We start from the raw sequence: 18,872 nt of genomic DNA, 5'->3' as shown, positions 1-18,872 counted from the left end.
CTACGTAAATAGTGGCAACTATCTTGATTTACAACGTTAAACGTTGTATATTAATATTAACACAACGTTAAACGTTGTATGTACAACGAAAAGCGTTGTACCTACTCATGTAAAGATATACGAGGAGTTGCGAAATGAACAGTATACATATTCTGAAGGATCGTTTAGAGAAAAAAATTAAATATGAAGGTGTTCAAGTAATTTTTTTCGGAGGTGAGTGGAATATCGTTAGCAACGAGGTAGTAGTTAAAACATTGATAGAAGGCTGCAACACTACTGAGGCAGCTGACGAAATAATGGAGCTGATGGAATATAACCTCAATGATTTTATGGTGTACGCTGCTAACAGCTATCTCAAAGTGAAAAGCCTTGCAGAAGGAGGAACGTCCAAAGATGTTAAACCTTCAACAGCACATTGAACTATTAAGGCTGGAGCTCAATACATTGGCAGATGAGCACGGCATTTGCCATCCTGTTGTAATAGAAAAGTCTCAGCAGTTGGACGAGCTGCTAAATGAATATATGAAGGGAGAGTTTAATAATGCTTGATCTTATTTGGTTTGGTATCGGAGTAATTTTGTTTCTGGGGGCACTTTACGCTTTGAAAGTTCTTATCGAACATCGTAAAATTGAGGCGGGGTACTCTTCTGAACCTACTCCGGTATTTTACAAAGTTGCCTCAAGTAAGAGCGGAGAAACGCGTGGAATTACATATGTATATCACTGATCTACAATTCTAATTGAGAGGGGATGTTTAAGTGGTACAGACTGTATTGGAACAGTACCAAGAAAAGAATAGAAGGCTCATGAATTGTCTATCCGAAATAGCCAACTCGGGTATGACATTAGCGGAAATAAAAGAATACGCCCAGAGACAGCTGGAAATTGAAAATATTGCGGCAAAAAAACAGGTGAATGAAAAATAATGAAGTTCGTCATTAGACGAACTTTTTTTGTTGCCTTTATTGTCCCTCGTAAGGTTTTCATGGCGTGCAGATCCGGAAGCACCTCGGTATACGTCACCTGCAGGTCGGCTCGCTTGGCCACGCCTCCGTCCGTCGGCTCTGGGGATCTCAAGGAGGCCGGTGCGTCCGCATCCCGATCGTCCCTGCAGAAGAATCCGGAAGCACCGTGGTCCTCACCCACCTGCAGCTCAGCTCGTTTGGCCACGCCTCCGTCCGCCGGCTGCCGCGCCGATTCCGAGGATCTCCAGGAGGCCAAGAGTCGAAGGAGACCGGTCTGTACGCATCCCGATCGTCCTCGGCAGAAGAATCCGGAAGCACCACGATCCTCTCCCGCCTGTAGCTCAGCTCGTTTGGCCACATCCACCGTCCGCCGGCGGCCGCGCCGGCTCCGCGGATCTCCAGAAGGCCAGGAGTAAAAGGAGACCGGTGTGTCCAAATCCCGAACGTCTCCGGCAGAAGAATCCGGAAGCATCGCGGTCTGCTCCCGCCTGCAGTTGGAGGAACACCGCGCCGGCACGTCCTGTCGTCCCACCCGCATGCGAATTCGGAAGCACCGCCCGCAGCTCAGCTCGCTTGGCCATGTCAACCATCCGGCGTCGGCTGCGCCGGCTCCACGGATCTCCAGGAGTTGAAGGAGACCGGTGCGTCCGCATCCCGATCGTCCCTGGCAGAAGAATCCGAAAGCACCACAGTCCTCTCCCGCCTGCAGCTTAACTCGCTTGGCCACGCCCGCCGTCCGCCGGGTGGCCACGAAGAAACAAAAAAACCCACCATCTAGTTGAGGAACTGAAGTGGGCTTTCGTGTTTAAATTAATTTGTCAGACGTCGGGTAGATCTACGCAACTTGAATCTATTGCTTCTTAGAGTCTTTATCGTTCCAGCGATAAAGATCTTTTCTATCTTTAGAAATTTGCCTTAGGCAACACATTAAGTGTAACACATAGTAAGCGACTCCGGAAGCACCGCCTTCCGCCGGCTGCCGCATCGTACTCCCTATGGCCATGCATCTGAAGCAAATCGAGTCATTAAAGTGCCAGCGGATCCGTAAAGAACCGTTCGATCGGATCAACGCAGTGTTGTTCAGAGAACAAGGCAGGCAGTTGGAGAAAAACGAGATGCTTAGCGCCAGACCTTCACCTTAAAGTTCCAAGGCAATCCGATAGCAAGGAAGGGATATTCTTCAAATGTTTGATCAATTATAAAACTGCAACATAGCGGATATGAGCAATATGCTTTGTTTTAATTCTTTATTGAGTCGATTTTTTTCCTTAACACGTTCCTGACAGTTAAGACAATATGCAGGCGCTCCTTTTCCCGGTGTTGTGATTGGTGGAATCCATTCTTTGTGGCATTGCTCACAACGTCCGGTGGCTTTAAGGTGATTATTCAGTAAGTATCTTTTATAACGAAGGTATTCATATCGGTCTTGGGTAGGCATTAAAGACCTCGGAACAGTTTTCACGCCTGCTCTTTCGCAGGCAGCTGCCCATGATCCGAAACGGGCGTTAATTGTTTTTAAACTCGGAGTTTTCCTAACGGAATCATAGTCCCAAACTGTAAGGTGCTTACCGGGAAATCGCTCTGCAACCTCCCGAATAACACGTAAAAGCTCTTCATCGCTGTATCTATTCCCCGTTAGGTGTCGCTCAAGTTTGGGTGGTTTTTTCTTGATAATACCCACGAGCTGGCGTACTTTAATCCAACTTCCGTGACGTTCGAGAAGGATATCGAGAACGTGTTTCTTAGCTTTTTTGGAGAGCGCATCAATCAGTACGGGCTTAGTTATCTGTTTTTCGCTTAAGATCATGACACGGTGTATGACTCTTAATAGTTCGCTGTCGGGAGGATTTTTCTTCTTGAGGTAGCGGTAGCTGTAGTAATCCTGGCAATTTCGACAATGCTCCGGCTTTACGCGATGTTTTAATAATGGTTCGATCCACGGTCCCTTACACTGAGGGCAGAGGCCATTTTCTTTGCATTCATCACGTCTTTTCTGTTCGCGTAAACGGAAGTGCTCTCGACGCTTCCATGTTTTAGCCAGTGGTTTACTCATTATTATGACCCACTTTCCCCATTGTCTGGTTTGCGCCAACCTAAAAGGGTCCAACCCTTCCAACTAGTGACCGGACGCCGGGTTTTGCCTAGCATACTCCTTTTAATTTGCATAATACCGCACCTAGCTTGTTCAGGAGTGCCGGGCAGAATGTCGGCATGCTGCCGTGTCCAGTGGCTAAGATTTCTAAATTCATGAACTATGCCTTCCGGGGATTTAAGGACCCAGATCAAAGCTTGTTCGTTCGTTTCAAATGGCCCAGTCTTTGGGTTCACCTGGGCGGCAAGCGTGCCCAACTTCAAGTTTTCAGTCTGGCCCCTTTCGGATAATCGGGCTCTCTTTTCGGGGCTCCATCTTCTCTTTTTCGTCATGGTATTACCTCGCTCTACTGTCCCAATAAGACTCGATTGTACAGTTCTTCAAGTAAGGCCTATTCCCAATTATTTATAAAACTGCAACATAGCGTATATGAGCATTATGCTTTGAGCCAGTTCTAATCGTTTCTCTTGACGGCGTTTAAGCCTGTCTGCGGTTCGTTTTTGACAATTTAGACAATAGGACGCTTTCCTTTTACCCGGTTTCGACTCCGGCGGAATCCAGTCTCCGCCGCAATTTTTACATTTTCCTTCAGCAATCCATTGTTGCTTCTTTCTCCGCTGGTAATCCCTAATATAATCTTTTCGATGTTTATCAGCATCATCAGACCTCGGGACTGTTTGTACCCCGGCTTTTTTGCAAGCCTCTCCCCACGAACCAAAACGGGTCGTGATGGTTTGATAAGTGGGACTTCTACAGACGGAGGCATAATCCCAGACAGTAAGGTACTTGTCCGGGAATTGCTTCGCTACATCCCTAAGACTTTGTATAAGATCTTCGTCGCTGTGTTTCCTTTTTCTTCTGGGTTGTTCGGGTATTAATTTGTTTTCTTTCCGGGAGTAATACCACTCCAAGAATTCTCCGTGCAATCGAGCTTCAGCTTCTTTCCTGGCTTGGATTGCATCTCTCTTATTTTCAAAACTGCCGAGGTTATAGTTTTTTCTCTGGAACATGATATATGCCATCCACTTGTTATTTCTGGAATTGAAGTGAACGCCTTTTGTTCCGCTTTTGTTTCGGGAGCTTAACGTATTTGCAAGCAAAGCAGGGACGTTTGTTCCTGCTTCAAAAAAAGAGTTTACATGTTCCGAAATCAGACAGCCACAGCTACGAACATGTCCCTTTTTTAATTCGCTGGCTGCTGCCGTTTTCTGTTCGCCACAATCGCATTGACATAGCCACATGCGGGATTTTTTGCCTTCGACTTTAACTTTATTCAGGGCAACAAGCTTGCCGAAGCGTTTCCCGGTTATGTCTGTGTCGGTCTTTGAATGGCGTTCAGCAAGATACTCGTCGTGCAGGCATCCGCAACTATTGCAATCTCCTCGGCGGAGAAGTATTGTCGTCGTGTTCCTTGTCTTCCCGCAATCACAGACACAATGCCAACGAGGTGAACTTCCTTCCTTGGGGAGTTCTGAGATCACAGTCAACCTGCCGAAGCGTTGGCCGGTAAGGTCGAGTTTTTTAGGAGGCACTATGGCTCAACTCCTTTTGGAGACGTGTGATAGCAAAAGCCTCTATCCCAAAGGACAGAGGCTTGCGCTTGAAGTTACCTTCAAGGATATTTCAATCCACGCCCCACGAAGGGACGACATAGGGATAGTATAAGGGCATTTGGGGGAATATGGCAAGAGGGCTATACACTTCTAACTGTTATTCTCGTAATAATTATTTACATCCCAGATATCAATGATAGTTTCATCTTCAAAAGAAAACTCATTTTTTATCTCGGCAATGTATTTTATCTTTGGAGATGCTTGTGGATGACATACACAAACTTCCGAATAAATTTTTACATTATCTTGAAAGTCTGTAGGAACTGGTCCTGGATAAAATCCTTCATAGTTCACTTCATCCTCATGAAAGGCGAAATAAGCATCCGTTTGAGTTTTGCAGTGCTGAAGAGTGGAAATTAAGCGTTCTTCAAGTTCCTTTTCTTCTGGAGTTAGCTCCATTGGTACCGAGAAAAATAAGGAATTTTCGGTTTCATCTGATTCAGATACATTAATGATGCGGAAAGGAGAATTTTCAATGTTATCTTTTAGTTCTCCTAAGGCTAATTCGTCTAAAATTGCATAACTCTCTTGCTCAAAGATTTCACCTGTAACAGGATGCGCAACCGTTACTTTAACATCCACTTTAAATCTTTGAACGGTTTTATTGAACTTGTTTTCCCAAAGTTGTTTTTCTTTATCTGTAAGCATCTTAATTCTCCTTTTGCCTATACATTAAAGTATCTGCGGCTTAATCAAGATCAGAAAGGTGATCATACTTACTCTTTAACCACATAGGTTTCCCCTCAAGAAAAGCGTCTGGACGCGAGAAACGTTTTTCTTTACCGCGATATGACGGCTCTAGCATAGCCTTTGCCGTTTTGCTAACGTTTTGCTGCGTGGTGCCGATACGTTTAGCAATCCACGCAGCTCCTACGTACTCAAGGGGCGGTTCTACTTTCCCAAGTTCAGTTCCTCGTCCAGCGCCTTGTTTACAGCGGCGGCAAGGTCTTCGAGATCAACGTCGCTTGCGGCGCTTACGATCTCATTCACACGATCCGAGCCATATTCTTCACGGAGAGAGTTGAGGCGATCTTCCAGCGCTTGGTTGTCGTTGATGACCTTTTCCCACCAGTCGAAAGTTTCTTGGGTGGCCTCATAGGCGTGCAGGTCCTCATTGATAGTGAATTGTCCGTCCAAGAATGCATCGTAGTTACCAATGAAATCTTTAACGTAATTCACGCCGTTAGCATCTGTAATGCTTAATGTGGCAACTTTGTCTGTACCTTTAATAACTACTTTCATTTTTACTCTTCCTTTCGACCTCATCCGCTATCTGCGGCTTGTTGGTTTTGTGTGTATGTCGTCTTCTGTTGATATAAATATATCATATTAGGTTGTACAACACAACCGAACAAAAAGAGAACGTTATAAAATATAGTTCGATAAATACCAGAGAAACAGTGCTATCCCGTGGAAGCCCTGCAGGTGATCTGGAGTCCGGCCACGCCCGGCAGGCGGTTTCTCGGGAAGACGACCAGCAGCTGAAGGAGAAAGAGGCATCCGCGTCTGGACCGTTCCCCTGCAGAGGAATCCGGAATCGCCTCGGTCCCCGCCCGCCTGCAGCTCGTCTGGCAACGTCGACCGTCCGCTGCCGGCGATTGCGCCGACCCTGCGGATCTCTAAGAGGCCAATAGCTGTAGGTGGTCGATCCGTCCGTATTTCGATCGTCCCCCTGCAGACAATACCCTAAAGCACACCGGTCCGCGGCCGTCAGCGGCTCGCCTGGCCAACGCCATCTGTCCGCTGCCGGTCGCGCCGGCATTGCGGATCTCCGGGAGGCCGGCAACTGCCGGAGGCAGCCTAGTCGTTCCTCGGTCGTCCCTTGTAGAAAGGATCCGGAAGCACCGGTTCCGCGCCGTCAGCAGCTTGCTTGCCTGGCCAACGCGATCTGTCCGCTGGTCGCGCCGGCACTGCGGATCTCCGGGAGGCCGGAAACTGCCAGAGCCAGCCTGGTCGTTCCCCGGTCGTCCCCCTGCATAAAGGATCCGGAAGCACCGGTTCCGCGCCGTCAGCAGCTGGCCTGCCAACGCGATCTGTCCGCCGGTCGCATCGGCGCCGCGGATCTTCAGGAGGCCGACAGCTTTATGAGCTCGGCTCGGCCGTTCCCCGGCCGTCCCCTACAGAAGGATCCGGAAGCACCGGCGTCGTCAGCAGCTCGCCTGGACAACGCCACGCCATCTGTCCGCTGCAGGCCGCGCCGGCACCACGGATCTCCAGGAGGCCGGCAGCTGCAGGAGATGACCTGGCCGATCGCCCCCTGCATAAAGGATCCGGAATCACTGGTGGTCCCCCACCGACTGCAGCTCGCCTGCCCGACGTCATCTGTCCGCCAGGCACGCCGGCACTGCGGATCTCCGGGAGGACATCAGCTGCCAGAGCCGGCCTGGTCGTTCCCCGGTCGTCCCCTGCAGATCCAGAATCACCGGTTCCCCGCCGACTGCAGCTCGCCCGGCCAACGCCATATGTCCGCCGGTCGCGCCAGTTCTGCGGATCCGCGGTCGTCCCCTGCAGGCGGTATCCGGAAACATCGGTCGCGGTCGTCTGCAGCACAGGGCTGCCGGGTTCCTCGTTACACTCATATCCCGATAACCGGCTTCGCACCAGCCAAAAGTTCTAATAAAAAAGACCTCCTTAATGAGGAGGTCTGTAAAGCATCTTACAGCAAGAAATCTACAAAAACAGGACTTCGAAGCATTCCTTTTTTTGTCCAGTTTCTGGTCTTAACCCTGGCCTTTAACAACGGCTGCATATAAACAAAATTCTTGTCTTCTTCAAAAACCAGGTTTTTTCGCACACCATTAAAAGCCTTTTTATGGGTAGGGGTGGGGCCGAGCTCGATTATCCCAGCCGGCCGCATATTCCCGTCTGTTGCCTCGACAGAAGCCAGCCATCCAAAGTTTTTTTTGCGATACCCTGATATATAAACGTCAGCATACGTCCAGTTAATTACCTTTTGCCATGCCCACGAGCGACGGTCTATTTCGTACCGAGAATCTTTATCTTTAATGACGATTCCCTCCAACCCGTGCTGCTTGACGATCTTAAAATACTCTGTCGTCAATCCTCTCACAACCTGCACCCGTTTGTAGTAATCCGTTTCCTCAAACGCTTGTTCCAAAAGATCTTTGCGCCGCATGAGTGGCAGACTAGTAACGTCGATTCCACGGTGCTTGATGATGTCAAAAGCGACAAACGTAACCGGTGTTTTGTTGCTTTTAGACTGAAACCGGGCAAGCATGCCTTCGAAATCCGGTTTGCCGTCTGCATCCGTTACAATTACCTCGCCGTCCAGGATCGTTCCTGGAGGAACAGGTGATTTCAAAACAAGCTCCGGAAACTTCGCTGTCACATCGTTGTTATGACGCGTGTATAACTTAATCTCGTCCGTGTGAGAGACGATCAAACGTATACCGTCAAACTTAAGCTCTGCGATGTGCCGGGCGCTGTTAAAGGGCATGTTGTCTTTGCTGTATTGGAGTAGCATAGGAGCATAAACATAAAGAACACCTCCATAACATTTTAGCAGTTAGGAAGTGTTCTATAACTGGGAGTTGGAGGGAATACGTAATGTGTATCTTCTAAGTCCTTGCCTGTTTTTTCGTGTTTTTGTAAGAAACCACATACTGCGTCACTAGGTGCGATAAATCAGCCATAAATTGAGCTCCGCTTAATTCCCCATCCTCAACTTTCTTCAGCTTGTACTCAAATTCTCCAGTTATTTCTGCGGATGCAATTCGATCATCAATTAGATTCTCAATTATTTTTTTGCCTTTCTCTGTACCGCATAGGTGGCCACTTGTCGATCGTGCGATTAAGCCGGTGGTTTTTAACCGTTCGATAATACCGGATTGAGTGGCTGGTGTCCCTAATCCCCTCTGATCCATTGATTGACGGAGGGAAGAACTTTGCAGGCTTTTGCCGGCAGACTTCATGGCCATCAATAGAGTAGCCTCGGTAAAAGGCTGGGGAGGCCGTGTCATGCTTGTGTTAATTGAGCTCTTCTGATGCCGTAATGGTTTACCCTCGGGGAAATTAGGCAAATTTGAAGACGCGGGAGAATATTCTGAATGCTGAAGCCAACCCAAACACGTAATTCGTTTTGCTCTAGCGAAAAACTCATGGTTTTGGCATTCCAATACTAATTCTCGCTCGTGGAACTTAGCCGGTGCTAAAAAACGAATCAGCGTACGTCTTACAATCATTTGATACACTGCGTTTGCTTGATCCGATAAATCCACTGGGTGGACGCCCGTCGGTATAATAGCATAATGGTCGGTAACAAGATCATCGTTAAAACAGGCGTTTGAGACGTTTATCCCACTTTCCAATGCTTCAGCTGCTGTCTCTGAAAAACATGGTATCTTAAGCATGCCAGTTATTATATCTGATATATCTTCAACCATAGATGAAGGTAAATAGTTAGAATCTGACCGAGGGTAGCTTATATAACCGCCCTCTGACAACGTTTGAAGGATTTCGCTTACATCGTTTACTGGAATGCCTAATTTCTGGCTGGCTTCGGTTTGGAGATCCGTAATATCGTAAAGCAGAGGCGGAGAAAGCAAGGATTCGGTATTTAGGACTTTTACAATTCGCCCTGTTTGGCTCACTATTTCAGTCTCTATTTCCTGGAGGATGGTTTTCTCTTTGAAGCTACTTTGGCCACTTTTATCCCTATATTGCATTGGGATAAATCCGAACGTCGCCTTCAGCGAATAAAGCGGCTCAGAAACAAAATTGTTAATCTTGCGATCTCTTTCTACAACCAGAGCGAGTGTGGGGGTAATAACTCTACCCAGTGGGGCTGTTTCATTGACGACGGAGTAAGCGCGGCTCAGGTTGATACCGTACAACCAATCCGCATCGCGACGGCAGCGGGCTGCAGAAATAAGATTGCTATAGTCGGCCATGTCTTTCATGTTCTGGAGAGCATATTCAAGGTCTTTCAAGACATACGAGGAGGTCCAAAAAAATTTAACCGGCTTCTTGCTTTTTGAGTATGAGTATACCTCGTCGAAGATGAGGGCGCCTTCCCTGCCCGCGTCGGCCGCATTTATGATGAGCGCTACGTCCTTACGGTTGAATAGGGTCTTCAAGCAATTAAGCTGATCCTTTTTGGATTTAATGGGTGCAGGCTTCAAAGTAAATTTTTTCGGTTTAATAGGGAGTTGATCCAAGTTCCAGCGTCCTTCTACACCGTAGTCTTCCGGATCCGAGAGCTGCAAAAGGTGCCCTATAGCCCAGGTTACAATATAATTCTCGCTTTCATAGTAGCCTGCATGCCTTGTAAAGCTCTCTTTCATCAAAGGAATGAGATGATCCATGGCCACCTTTCGTTTTTCAGCCATAATGCAAATTTTATTCATAGTTCCTCCTATAAAAAAAGGGATCTTGAAGAGCAATACTCTTAAGATCCCTTTTGTTTTTAATCTTCCTCTACGGGCGGTTTGTCGTTGACCTTATAGCCCATGTATTCATTTTTTCTTTGCTCAATTGGGATAAAGGCCGTCTTATAGCTTGGATCGGTGATTTCCTCGGGCCGTACCTCATGATAATCTGTATAGCCAGATCCGTTTGTGGGGAAAGGACAAAGCTTATCCCACTCTCGAAAATAGTTCGTTTCCCAGAGAGCACAGTATTCTTGCCCCTGGTCGTCTGCTTTCCTGAATATACAATGGTCGCAGCCTTGAACTTTATGTTTGTCAGACCATACCGGTAATTTTTCATAGATTTTCAGGTAGCCGGCTTTGATCAGAGAAGCAACTACTGTCCATGCATCCCAGGAGTCCAGGATAACGGGACTATCTCTATTAACAAAATCCAGTTCTTCTCCCACGGCATCCTCATAATTGGCAATTAAATTGTCGTAGATGACGGAACTGCTATATACAGTCGCTCTAACCCTATCCATTGAAAATTCAGATGCTGCAAGGTCTCTTAAGACATTAGTGCCCAATAAGTAGAGGGTATGCACGTCCTCACAATCGGAGAAATGCTCTTCTATAATGAGATCCATTAAGTAAAGAGGGTTTATAGCCTCTCCTCTTCTACCATCTCGAAACTCAACAACAAAGGGGAATGATGGTTCCTCGTTTTCTTCGAGAAACCGCCTTTTATTGAGCAGTTTTTTCTGGTTTTCGAGCATCAGGCGATCTATTTCAAACTGATTCCCATTCTGTTCCATAAGAACCACCTTTAGTTGGTATATATTACCTTGAGTATATGTATAAATTTCCTGCAAGTCAATTAATTATTAAAAATATTTCCTGTAGTGAATGTACTACCTTGCACGTCCCCTTAGCCAAAGCCAGGTTGCAGCTAGTCTATCTTTCTTATTACCTAATACGTCAAGAAAGGACCTGAAATTGTTTTCCTCTCTTCCGGGTACTGGAATGTTGGAATATCGAAGATGCTGTTCAGTTTCTGTAAATTTAGGAGTGAATTCACTGCATGGATGGTTATTCCTAATAATCGATGCTTGGTGAATAACTGCATTGGCAACTTGTATTTGAGCCTGAAGCTGTCTATGGTCTAACGTAGCGTTAGGATATCTCATTTCTACTGTAGGTTTGGACCTGTGACCGTCAACGTTTGTGGCATTGAAAATAGTATACCGCGAAGGAGATAGTATACTACGAGCTCTCTGAGCATTTGATAGAGAAGATATCATTGGTCTTACAGGTAAGGGATTTGCATAGCTTGTTCCGCGAAAAATACCAGTTGTTCCATTTCTTCTATAGGTATCCGAATTGGCTCCACCCATTCGGAAAAACTGCCTTTCATACCCTACACCTATTCTGGCTAGACGCTGCCAAGAATAAGTCCGATGATCCAGCGGGGCAATTCCAATATGTACATGTCCACCACAATTATTATCAACATAGGCCCCATTCTCTGATAATATGCGTGTGGCCTCTTGAATCTTTTGCCAAGCTTCTGAATTATCGTTAAGTACTGGTGAAACCAATTCTAATCCGTTAGAACCGAGCGATCCGTCTCTCTCTGGTTTCCAAAAGCCAGGGGCATCTTGCGAATGATAGCTTAATTCAGAGGCTGTATTTGTGAGTCCGGCATCGTAAAGAGCACGTAAAGCTCTCTGTTTGCTGTATCCATCTCTAAACTTCACTTCGATTTCAATACCGAATGTATTGTTGGTGCCACCTAAAACATTGCTGTATTGATATTCCCACTCATTTCGAGCGCTTTCTTGCAGATCACTCCATGCTTCATCATTGCGGCTCATATATATTCCGTCAAAGGCTCTTTCCCTTCTCCATATGTCGAGGACTCTTTCTCTTGCCGAATCTTCTGTCCAATCAATCTGAGCAAACGTAGATAAATTGTCTTCGTGAATTTGAATAGGTGAATCGGGAATAGTTCCTTGTCTTGTTCTTAGGCGGCGCTGTTCGGTCCTGGCTGCGCTAACCCGTTGTTGAGCCAGGCGCAAGGCTTGCATATGCCTGCAGCCAACTGCTGCAAGTTCAGGGTCTCTCGCTAAACGATAGCGAAAATCTGGGCAATCGCATGCATCATGAGTAGAGTGATAGGTATTGCCTGAAGCTGAGTACACTCTTGCTCTATTTGCGTCTATCCATTCGACAGTAACTTCTTCATTTCTTCCTCTAGTGACGCTTTCCATTTCCACTTGCACCGGCTGGCTGGATGGCCGTCTATTACGCCGTTGTTCTCGATAGGCATTAGCAACATCCTCCCGAACCATATTAGCTAATTCTTCCGGCGAGGCAGCGTAGGCCAATTGATAATTGGGCGCGGCCTCGCCACGTTGTACACTTTCAAGCATACTGTTTAGAGCGGCTCGAACCTTTTTGATGCAAACAGGCCCTACACCTTGCGCGATACTAATAGGATTTCGTAACGGCCTATTACATACTCTGCAAGCAATGCTGGCTAATGTTTGTCTAGCTGGCATTTCGAAAACATCCTCCCTATAGATAAAGTTGCGTTCACCTTATATAGGGGGAGGCAGACATTATTCAATGACGAGGGAAAGCTGGTATCCTTCTGCCTGTAAGGCTTTGGTTTTATCTCTGGCCATTTTTGTATGTTTCGTGACGGTTCCTTCAGCTACCTTACATGTGGCCGCAATCTGAGAATTAGTCATGCCACTGGCTTTCATTTCAATTATTTCCTTCTGCCTTGGCGAGAGATGCTCCATATCTCTGCCGATGGATACAATTTCTGTGTCTTCGGCCACGCCATCTTTTTCTAAGCCATCAATAATTTTATCCTCTGTATAGTAAGGGTCTGCATGACGATCGTTAGTGCCGTACGGGAACCTTTTGTGCTTATTCCATTGGATTTGGTTTTTAAGATGTTTAATTTCACTATCGTTCTGGAGCCCGCAATATTTGTACCCCAGATAAGAAATACTTTCATTTAGCTCGTTTATCATGCTGTTGATCGTTGTCCGATCTTCAGCAGATATATCCTTTTTAGAAGCTTCAAGTAGCCTGGCTCTTGATTCGATGTATTCAACCAGCAGTTTGTTGGCCCACGATTGAGTTTGCAAGGATGTATTGTTAGGAGCCACATCTAAATGTGACAAGGTAACCACGAGTGCCTCTCCCTTCAGCATTGAATAGCCTTTGTATTGAATTCCGTAGTTTTTTTTCCAGGTTCCTGTTCGAAAAAACGCTGCCAGTTTACCTGCAGAACTTCGCTTAAACTCATCGCTAGACCAACTGTAGGATTCCGGTTTCCTTTTTCGATGTTAGAAATATGAGCTCGATTTACTCCAACTTCTTTAGCGACATCATCTTGGGTTAAATCCAGTTTCTTACGTTGTTTTACCATCCAATCACGCTTGTTTGATGTTAGCATAACGACACCCCTAAGGTTTCAATATGATACTATTTGAGACTTTTTCCCTATAATAACGTTTCAGTTTGAAACAATCAAGATATTTTTTTACCTAATTCGTTTCATTTCGACAACATAATATGTTTCTTTTTAGAGGTCACTAGGTATAATAAAGTTAGAAAAGGAGATCGGCTTATGGCGGATAAATTTCTTCCCAGCAGATTAAAGGAAGTAAGAAAGCAAAGAAAAAAAACGCAGCAAGATGTTGCGGATCACTTGGGCATACAAAGGAGCTCTTATAGTCAGTATGAGTTAGGAAATCGAGAGCCCGATCTTGATAATCTAAAGAGAATCGCTGATTATCTTAAAACTACAACTGATTATTTATTGGGCCGTGAGGAAGTCCAGGAAGAGACAATGGAAGAGGATATAGAGCTGACAGAGTTTTTAAAGCAATCATCTGTCATGTACCAGGGTGTTCCACTAACTCCTTTGGACATTGAACGTTTAAACCTGGTACTTGAAGGACTGTTTTTAGAAGCCCGTGAAAAAAAGAACAAAAAAAAACAACGAGAAACAGAAAAAAAGAAACCCGAAGAGTAGCGTTTTTAGCTATTCTTCGGGTTTCTTCTTTTCGAATTGGCAGCGCCAGCAAAATTTGATCGTGGCCTTTGGAGGTAATCATGCCGGCGGTGCCTGGCTCCCCAAGCTGCCGGATCCGTAAATTATTGGGTGTCTACGGCGTCCGGTGTTGTTGACCAGAAGATACAGTCAGCTGCAGGGGGGAACGAGCCGATTGCCCTTTGCAGGCTGGACTCCGGAGAGAATCGGTCTTCCACGTGCTATCGTGCGGGAATGTTTAGTAACAGCTGCTGGCCATCGGTCGATAGTGCCGGCTCCCCCAACTGTGATCTGGAAAGAACCGGTTGTGTTGCACACGTCTGCAGCTTGCCTAGTTAGCGCCGTCCGTCCGCCGGCTGCCGCGCTGGCTCTACGGATCCCCAGGATTCCAGCAGCTGCGGATGGTCGATTCAGACGTGCCTCGATCGCCCTCTGCAGGCGGTATCCGGAAGAACCGGTCCCGCGGTCGCCTGTAGCTCGCCTAGCCAACGCCATTTGCCGTCATGGGTCGCGCTGGCGCCGTGATTCCCAGGAGGTCAGCAGCTGAAGCATCCCGGACCGGCGCGCTCCGATCATCCTCTGCAGGGGGGATCCGGAAGCACCGGTCCGCGGTCGTCAGCAACTCGTCTGGCCATCGCCGTCCGTCCGTCGGCTGCTGCGCTGGCTCTGCGGATCCCCAAGAAGCGATCAGCTGCGAATCCGATTCAAGTGCGCCCGGCCGTCCCCTGCAGGCGGGATTCGGAAGCACACCGGTCCGCGGCTGTCAGCAATTAGCCTGGCCATCGCCGTCCGTCCGCCGGCTGCCGCGCCGGCGCCGCGTAACTCCAGGAGGCCGCAACTGCAGGAGCCCGGACCGCCGCACTTCGATTGTCCCCTGCAGGCGGGATTCGGAAGCACGGGTCCGAGACCGTCAGCGATTCGCCTGGCCAACGCCGTCCGTCCGCCGGCTGCCGCACCGGCGCCGCGTAACTCCAGGAGGCCGCAACTTCAGGAGCCTGGACCGCCACACTTCGATCGTCCCCTGCAGGCGGGATTCGGAAGCACACCGGTCCGGGGCCGTCAGCAATTCTCCTGGCAGTGCCGTCCGTCGGCCGGCTGCCGCGCCGGCGCTGAGGAACTCCAGGAGGCCGCAACTCCAGGAGCCTGAATCGCCGCACTTCGATCGTCCCCTGCAGGCGGGATCCGGAAGCACCAGTCCGCCGCCGTCAGCAGTACGCTTGGCCAACGCCGTACGTCCGCCGGCATCTGCGCCGGCTCTGCGGATCCCCCAGGAGGCGAGCAGCTGCGGATGGCGATTCAAGCGGCCCCGATCATCCCCTGCAGGTGAGAGCCGGAAGCATCGGTCCGAGGCCGTCAGCGATTCGCCTGGCCAGCGCCGGCTGCCGTGCCGGCTCTGTGGATCCTCAGGAGGCGAGCAGCTGTAGAATCCACGATCCAAAAAATCAGCTCTCCGATTCGTTCCAGGAAAAATCTATCAAGAGCGAGAAAATACCAAACATATTTAGTTTTAAGAATCCTCTTTTTGTTCCTTTTGCACGTTTTTTTGACATAGGATCCCCCCTCCTTTCTTTATTGATTCCGTACTGCTAGTTGATCTATTGCTATTGAAATTGAGCAACATTTAACGACAAAAAGACGAACCAGATTATCGTTAAAGCGAGAATGTGGAAAAAATTAATGAAAAAGGACACACTTGTCCTGTCTTTCATTAATGAATTTTTCAGCAGACTACAAACTCTTCTACTGAGTTTCCATTCCCTGAGAGTAACCCCAGGGTCTCGATTTTACGACTGGTTCGTCCTCTTGAAATAGGATCGAAAATTTCGTATTGAGCCTTCGTTTAGAAGGAATTAGAGCATGAGAGCTCATTAAGCGCACCAGGTGCGAATTATCCAATACCTCAACCATGTATGTGGAATTTCACGGCGGTTGCTCAAATTTATGAGTAACACATTTAGGATAAAATAGATGGTTGATCCTTACCTTAGTGTTATCATACTTAAAATTCTTTGATTTGACAACTTTTATGTAATTGAACTTTATATATAACCGGCTATCTTTAATAATTCTTCATACGGATATTTATAGGCTTCCGATAACTTTCTTAGGGTAGCAAAAGAGGGCTTGATAGGATTTAGAGTAACTCTTGATTTATTAACCTCCAGTTCACGGATGTAGTTATGACTCAGCCCGCTTGCTAACGCTGCGTCTCTTAAACTCATTTTCTTTTTTTTTCTTAGTGATTCCAGAAGAACACCAAGATTATCAGTATTTAACTCGTTAATGGGTCTTACCTCCTAAATTTGTTTATCAAATATAGTACTATTTTACCAAAAAATGATTGTATTGTTGTCATAAATTTATTACTATCAAAGTAGAATACAATTTTTGAGAGGGATTTACTGTAGAGGATAATAGAGGGGTGTTTGTGACATCATGTATATAGACATAATAAAGCGTTTAAATGAGCAGTACAGAACAAGCTGTCCATTTAAACTTGCAGAAAAAATGAATCTTGAAGTACGCTTCCAGGAGTTGCCTGCGTCTGTGAAAGGAATGCTGGTGCGAATTCACGACGAACGCTTTATAGTTATTCAAAAGAATTTATGTGTACAGTGGCAGCAGTTTATTTGTGGCCATGAAATTGGACATTATCTTTTACATTTTAACAAGCGAAAGTCTGGAGTGCCTTTCTTATTTACCGATATGGCTGGAAGTGATCTGGAAAGGGTAGAGGAAATAGAAGCGAATATTTTTAGCTGTCAATTGATGAAGTACAATTTCGGTGAGGATATCGGGGAAAGTTTATTAAAGCAGATTGGTGTAAAAATAAATTACCTCCACCCAGAGGGTGGAGGTAATTTAGCGCGATAACAATATGATATTGAGTAAATCATACCATATGAATCTACTGAATGCAAGCACTAAGATTGTGTCTTTTCAAAGATGGCTGCTTATGGTAATATGGACTTGCGCTGATAACATCCGACGGAAGAGGTGTATCTATACACTCTTTGGTCGAGTTGTAGTTATTTGGCGCACAGAAATGTGCGTTTTTTCGGTTTTTAAAGAGATTTTTGTCTTATGTCTTTACATAAAAAAATAAAAGCACCTCACTGATGATCAATAAAATGTTACGGGCTTGGCGGCATGTACATTTTATTGATAGGAACCAGAGTCTGTGCCTTCATTTATTTGGTATGTCTTAATTATCAATGTGTTTCTTTTTGACACATTTTTAGTTTACCATACCCTTTTAAAAAAGTGAAGTCCTTACTCTCTCTTTCCTATTGCCTATTTTTCTCTGAGGCCAAGGTTAAGGGAGAGTTTTTTTTACATAAAAACACAGATTCGCAGTCTTCTTAACCTATTACCGGTGGGGCAGAAACAATTTACATTCCAGCCGCCTACAAACAAGTATTACCAACTAATTTTAAGTTATTCGGTTCTCACTTGAATTAGAAGCCGTCGGCTTTTCATTCAATGATCATAAAAAGTTATCTAATCAAATAGAGGCACACGTTTTCATTTTTTTGAAAAATGAACTTCGTGGGGCTTAGTTTCTTATTGCCTTTTTTAGTAAGAGACAAGCTATGAGATTGCCAACTCCGTGGATTGCAACAAAGGAGACAGGATACCACGTTAATCCCCTGTCATCGTATAGGAGGGAGCCTTACCCCAAATATGCGGTTATTTCCGGGTTGCCACGTTCCGATCGTGGCCACTGGCGCACTAACCAGCGCTAAGTGAAGCCGGCCTGGCCCCCGTCTACCCTCTTGTCGTGATGATAACAGACACGGGCGGGGGCATGTTGGGCGTGTAGACACATAACCAAAAGCCATAGGCGAGTCCAACGTAAGGCAAAACGAAGTATGCAGGATGTGACTCTTGATCCAATGCATGACTGTTCCGTTCTTTCGAGAAGTACGTGGTAAAGTGCCGCAAGAACCTTGCTGGAAACCGTTCAAGGGAGGTAAGACCACGGTTGAATAAGTAGCTGTAAATTCGTGGTGAATGGATAGGTCAACGGAACCGTAACCAATCCTGAGCAATTGTGCTCTATAGCAGCTGGCGTCGAATGACGCGTGATGGAAACAAACCCTGGGAGCCGTACCCCAATGCGTGACGGCCGAACCATGTTAGACTATCACCTTATCCCGGCATTATTTATCGAATTGCTAAGGATAAGGTGAACTGTGTCCACCACGCACGACCCATGCTAGGTTCGGCTTCGCCTCTTGTCAAGAATAAAAACAAAAAAACATCGCCCAGACACAGTTTACCTTTAACGCAGGGGTGGGTGAGGGGAGGATGGTTTAATCTTAAGGCGTGCGAAGCACGGCAACCTATTTGTCGGGGTGTGGATAAAAAGCTGGTTTTTTCCGAGTTATCAACAAGATGTTTGAAGATTTTTAAGGTAGGGCAGCTGGGAGAAAGACTAAGAAAAAATACGATGAAGATGAAATTTAGAAGAAAATTTTAATCCGGTGGCGGACGTAGCCCCGCGGGAGGCGAAACGGAACCAAACGGTTTAGACGAAAGATACATTAGCATGGCGAAAGAAGAAGGCTAAAGAAAAAACTGAGAAATAGAATGGCCACCGTCAGCTGTAACCGGCTACGAGCTCTTCCGGATCTCTCCGCACGCCTGCAGCTCGCCTGGCCACCGTCGGCCGTAACCGGCTCCGAGCTCCTCCGGATCTCTCCGATCGCCTGCAGCTCGCCTGGCCAACGTCGGCCGTAACCGGCTCCGAGCTCCTCC

At 46.7% G+C, this 18,872-nt stretch carries 16 protein-coding genes; 5 read left to right on the top strand and 11 right to left on the bottom strand.

From position 1 onward, the window contains the following. Positions 1-134 precede the first annotated feature (134 nt). The 3 genes from HMPREF1207_RS27765 (at position 135) to HMPREF1207_RS29550 (ending at position 926) form a co-directional block, all read left to right on the top strand. Positions 135-419: a hypothetical protein gene (locus HMPREF1207_RS27765; protein ID WP_009673036.1), complete on the top strand. Its 285-nt coding sequence runs from the start codon at positions 135-137 to the stop codon at positions 417-419. Continuing rightward, positions 394-549 (top strand): aspartyl-phosphate phosphatase Spo0E family protein, encoded by a 156-nt coding sequence (locus HMPREF1207_RS27760; RefSeq protein ID WP_009673045.1) that lies wholly within the window; start codon positions 394-396, stop codon positions 547-549. Before HMPREF1207_RS27765 ends, HMPREF1207_RS27760 begins: the two co-directional genes overlap by 26 nt. A gap of 209 nt (positions 550-758) precedes the next feature. Next, positions 759-926, top strand: a complete 168-nt coding sequence (locus HMPREF1207_RS29550) for a hypothetical protein (RefSeq protein ID WP_016424236.1) — start codon at positions 759-761, stop codon at positions 924-926. A 1,231-nt stretch (positions 927-2,157) separates the two neighbouring features. On the opposite strand, the gene HMPREF1207_RS27745 is transcribed toward HMPREF1207_RS29550, so the two are convergent. The 10 genes from HMPREF1207_RS27745 to HMPREF1207_RS27695 form a co-directional block, all read right to left on the bottom strand. Next, on the bottom strand, positions 2,158-3,018 hold the full coding sequence (locus tag HMPREF1207_RS27745; protein ID WP_009673025.1) for a homing endonuclease associated repeat-containing protein: 861 nt from the start codon (positions 3,016-3,018) through the stop codon (positions 2,158-2,160). 440 nt (positions 3,019-3,458) lie between these two features. Beyond that, positions 3,459-4,589 (bottom strand): homing endonuclease associated repeat-containing protein, encoded by a 1,131-nt coding sequence (locus HMPREF1207_RS27735; RefSeq protein ID WP_009673034.1) that lies wholly within the window; start codon positions 4,587-4,589, stop codon positions 3,459-3,461. A 171-nt stretch (positions 4,590-4,760) separates the two neighbouring features. Then, positions 4,761-5,318, bottom strand: a complete 558-nt coding sequence (locus HMPREF1207_RS27730; RefSeq protein WP_009673046.1) for a hypothetical protein — start codon at positions 5,316-5,318, stop codon at positions 4,761-4,763. A 243-nt stretch (positions 5,319-5,561) separates the two neighbouring features. Next, on the bottom strand, positions 5,562-5,912 hold the full coding sequence (locus HMPREF1207_RS27725; RefSeq protein WP_009673033.1) for a hypothetical protein: 351 nt from the start codon (positions 5,910-5,912) through the stop codon (positions 5,562-5,564). Between the two features lie 1,414 nt (positions 5,913-7,326). After that, positions 7,327-8,127, bottom strand: a complete 801-nt coding sequence (locus tag HMPREF1207_RS27720; protein WP_009672955.1) for an ATP-dependent DNA ligase — start codon at positions 8,125-8,127, stop codon at positions 7,327-7,329. 121 nt (positions 8,128-8,248) lie between these two features. Then, positions 8,249-10,036 carry a DNA topoisomerase gene (locus HMPREF1207_RS27715; RefSeq protein ID WP_009672956.1) on the bottom strand — a complete coding sequence of 596 codons (1,788 nt, stop codon included), beginning with the start codon at positions 10,034-10,036 and terminating at the stop codon, positions 8,249-8,251. 59 nt (positions 10,037-10,095) lie between these two features. Beyond that, complete coding sequence (locus HMPREF1207_RS27710; protein ID WP_009672950.1) at positions 10,096-10,854, bottom strand: hypothetical protein; 759 nt, start codon at positions 10,852-10,854, stop codon at positions 10,096-10,098. Between the two features lie 96 nt (positions 10,855-10,950). Next, the gene (locus tag HMPREF1207_RS29010; protein WP_009672954.1) at positions 10,951-12,600 is read right to left on the bottom strand and encodes an amidoligase family protein; all 1,650 of its coding nucleotides are present in this window, start codon (positions 12,598-12,600) and stop codon (positions 10,951-10,953) included. A 60-nt stretch (positions 12,601-12,660) separates the two neighbouring features. Further along, positions 12,661-13,245: a transcriptional regulator gene (locus tag HMPREF1207_RS27700; RefSeq protein WP_009672958.1), complete on the bottom strand. Its 585-nt coding sequence runs from the start codon at positions 13,243-13,245 to the stop codon at positions 12,661-12,663. Between the two features lie 14 nt (positions 13,246-13,259). Further along, positions 13,260-13,511, bottom strand: coding sequence for a helix-turn-helix transcriptional regulator (locus tag HMPREF1207_RS27695; RefSeq protein ID WP_016424230.1), 252 nt, complete (start codon positions 13,509-13,511; stop codon positions 13,260-13,262). A gap of 174 nt (positions 13,512-13,685) precedes the next feature. Between HMPREF1207_RS27695 and HMPREF1207_RS27690 the strand changes: the two genes are divergently transcribed. Further along, the gene (locus tag HMPREF1207_RS27690; RefSeq protein WP_009672951.1) at positions 13,686-14,093 is read left to right on the top strand and encodes a helix-turn-helix domain-containing protein; all 408 of its coding nucleotides are present in this window, start codon (positions 13,686-13,688) and stop codon (positions 14,091-14,093) included. A 2,057-nt stretch (positions 14,094-16,150) separates the two neighbouring features. On the opposite strand, the gene HMPREF1207_RS30845 is transcribed toward HMPREF1207_RS27690, so the two are convergent. Then, on the bottom strand, positions 16,151-16,360 hold the full coding sequence (locus HMPREF1207_RS30845) for a helix-turn-helix domain-containing protein (RefSeq protein WP_442950140.1): 210 nt from the start codon (positions 16,358-16,360) through the stop codon (positions 16,151-16,153). A gap of 187 nt (positions 16,361-16,547) precedes the next feature. Between HMPREF1207_RS30845 and HMPREF1207_RS27675 the strand changes: the two genes are divergently transcribed. Further along, positions 16,548-16,985, top strand: a complete 438-nt coding sequence (locus tag HMPREF1207_RS27675) for an ImmA/IrrE family metallo-endopeptidase (protein ID WP_231392194.1) — start codon at positions 16,548-16,550, stop codon at positions 16,983-16,985. Positions 16,986-18,872: the final 1,887 nt, after the last annotated feature.

The sequence above is a fragment of the Paenibacillus sp. HGH0039 genome (genome assembly GCF_000411255.1).
Taxonomy (GTDB): Bacteria; Bacillota; Bacilli; order Paenibacillales; family NBRC-103111; genus Paenibacillus_F.
Note: the sequence above shows the minus strand (reverse complement) of the source record. Positions and strands in the feature narration are given on the sequence as shown.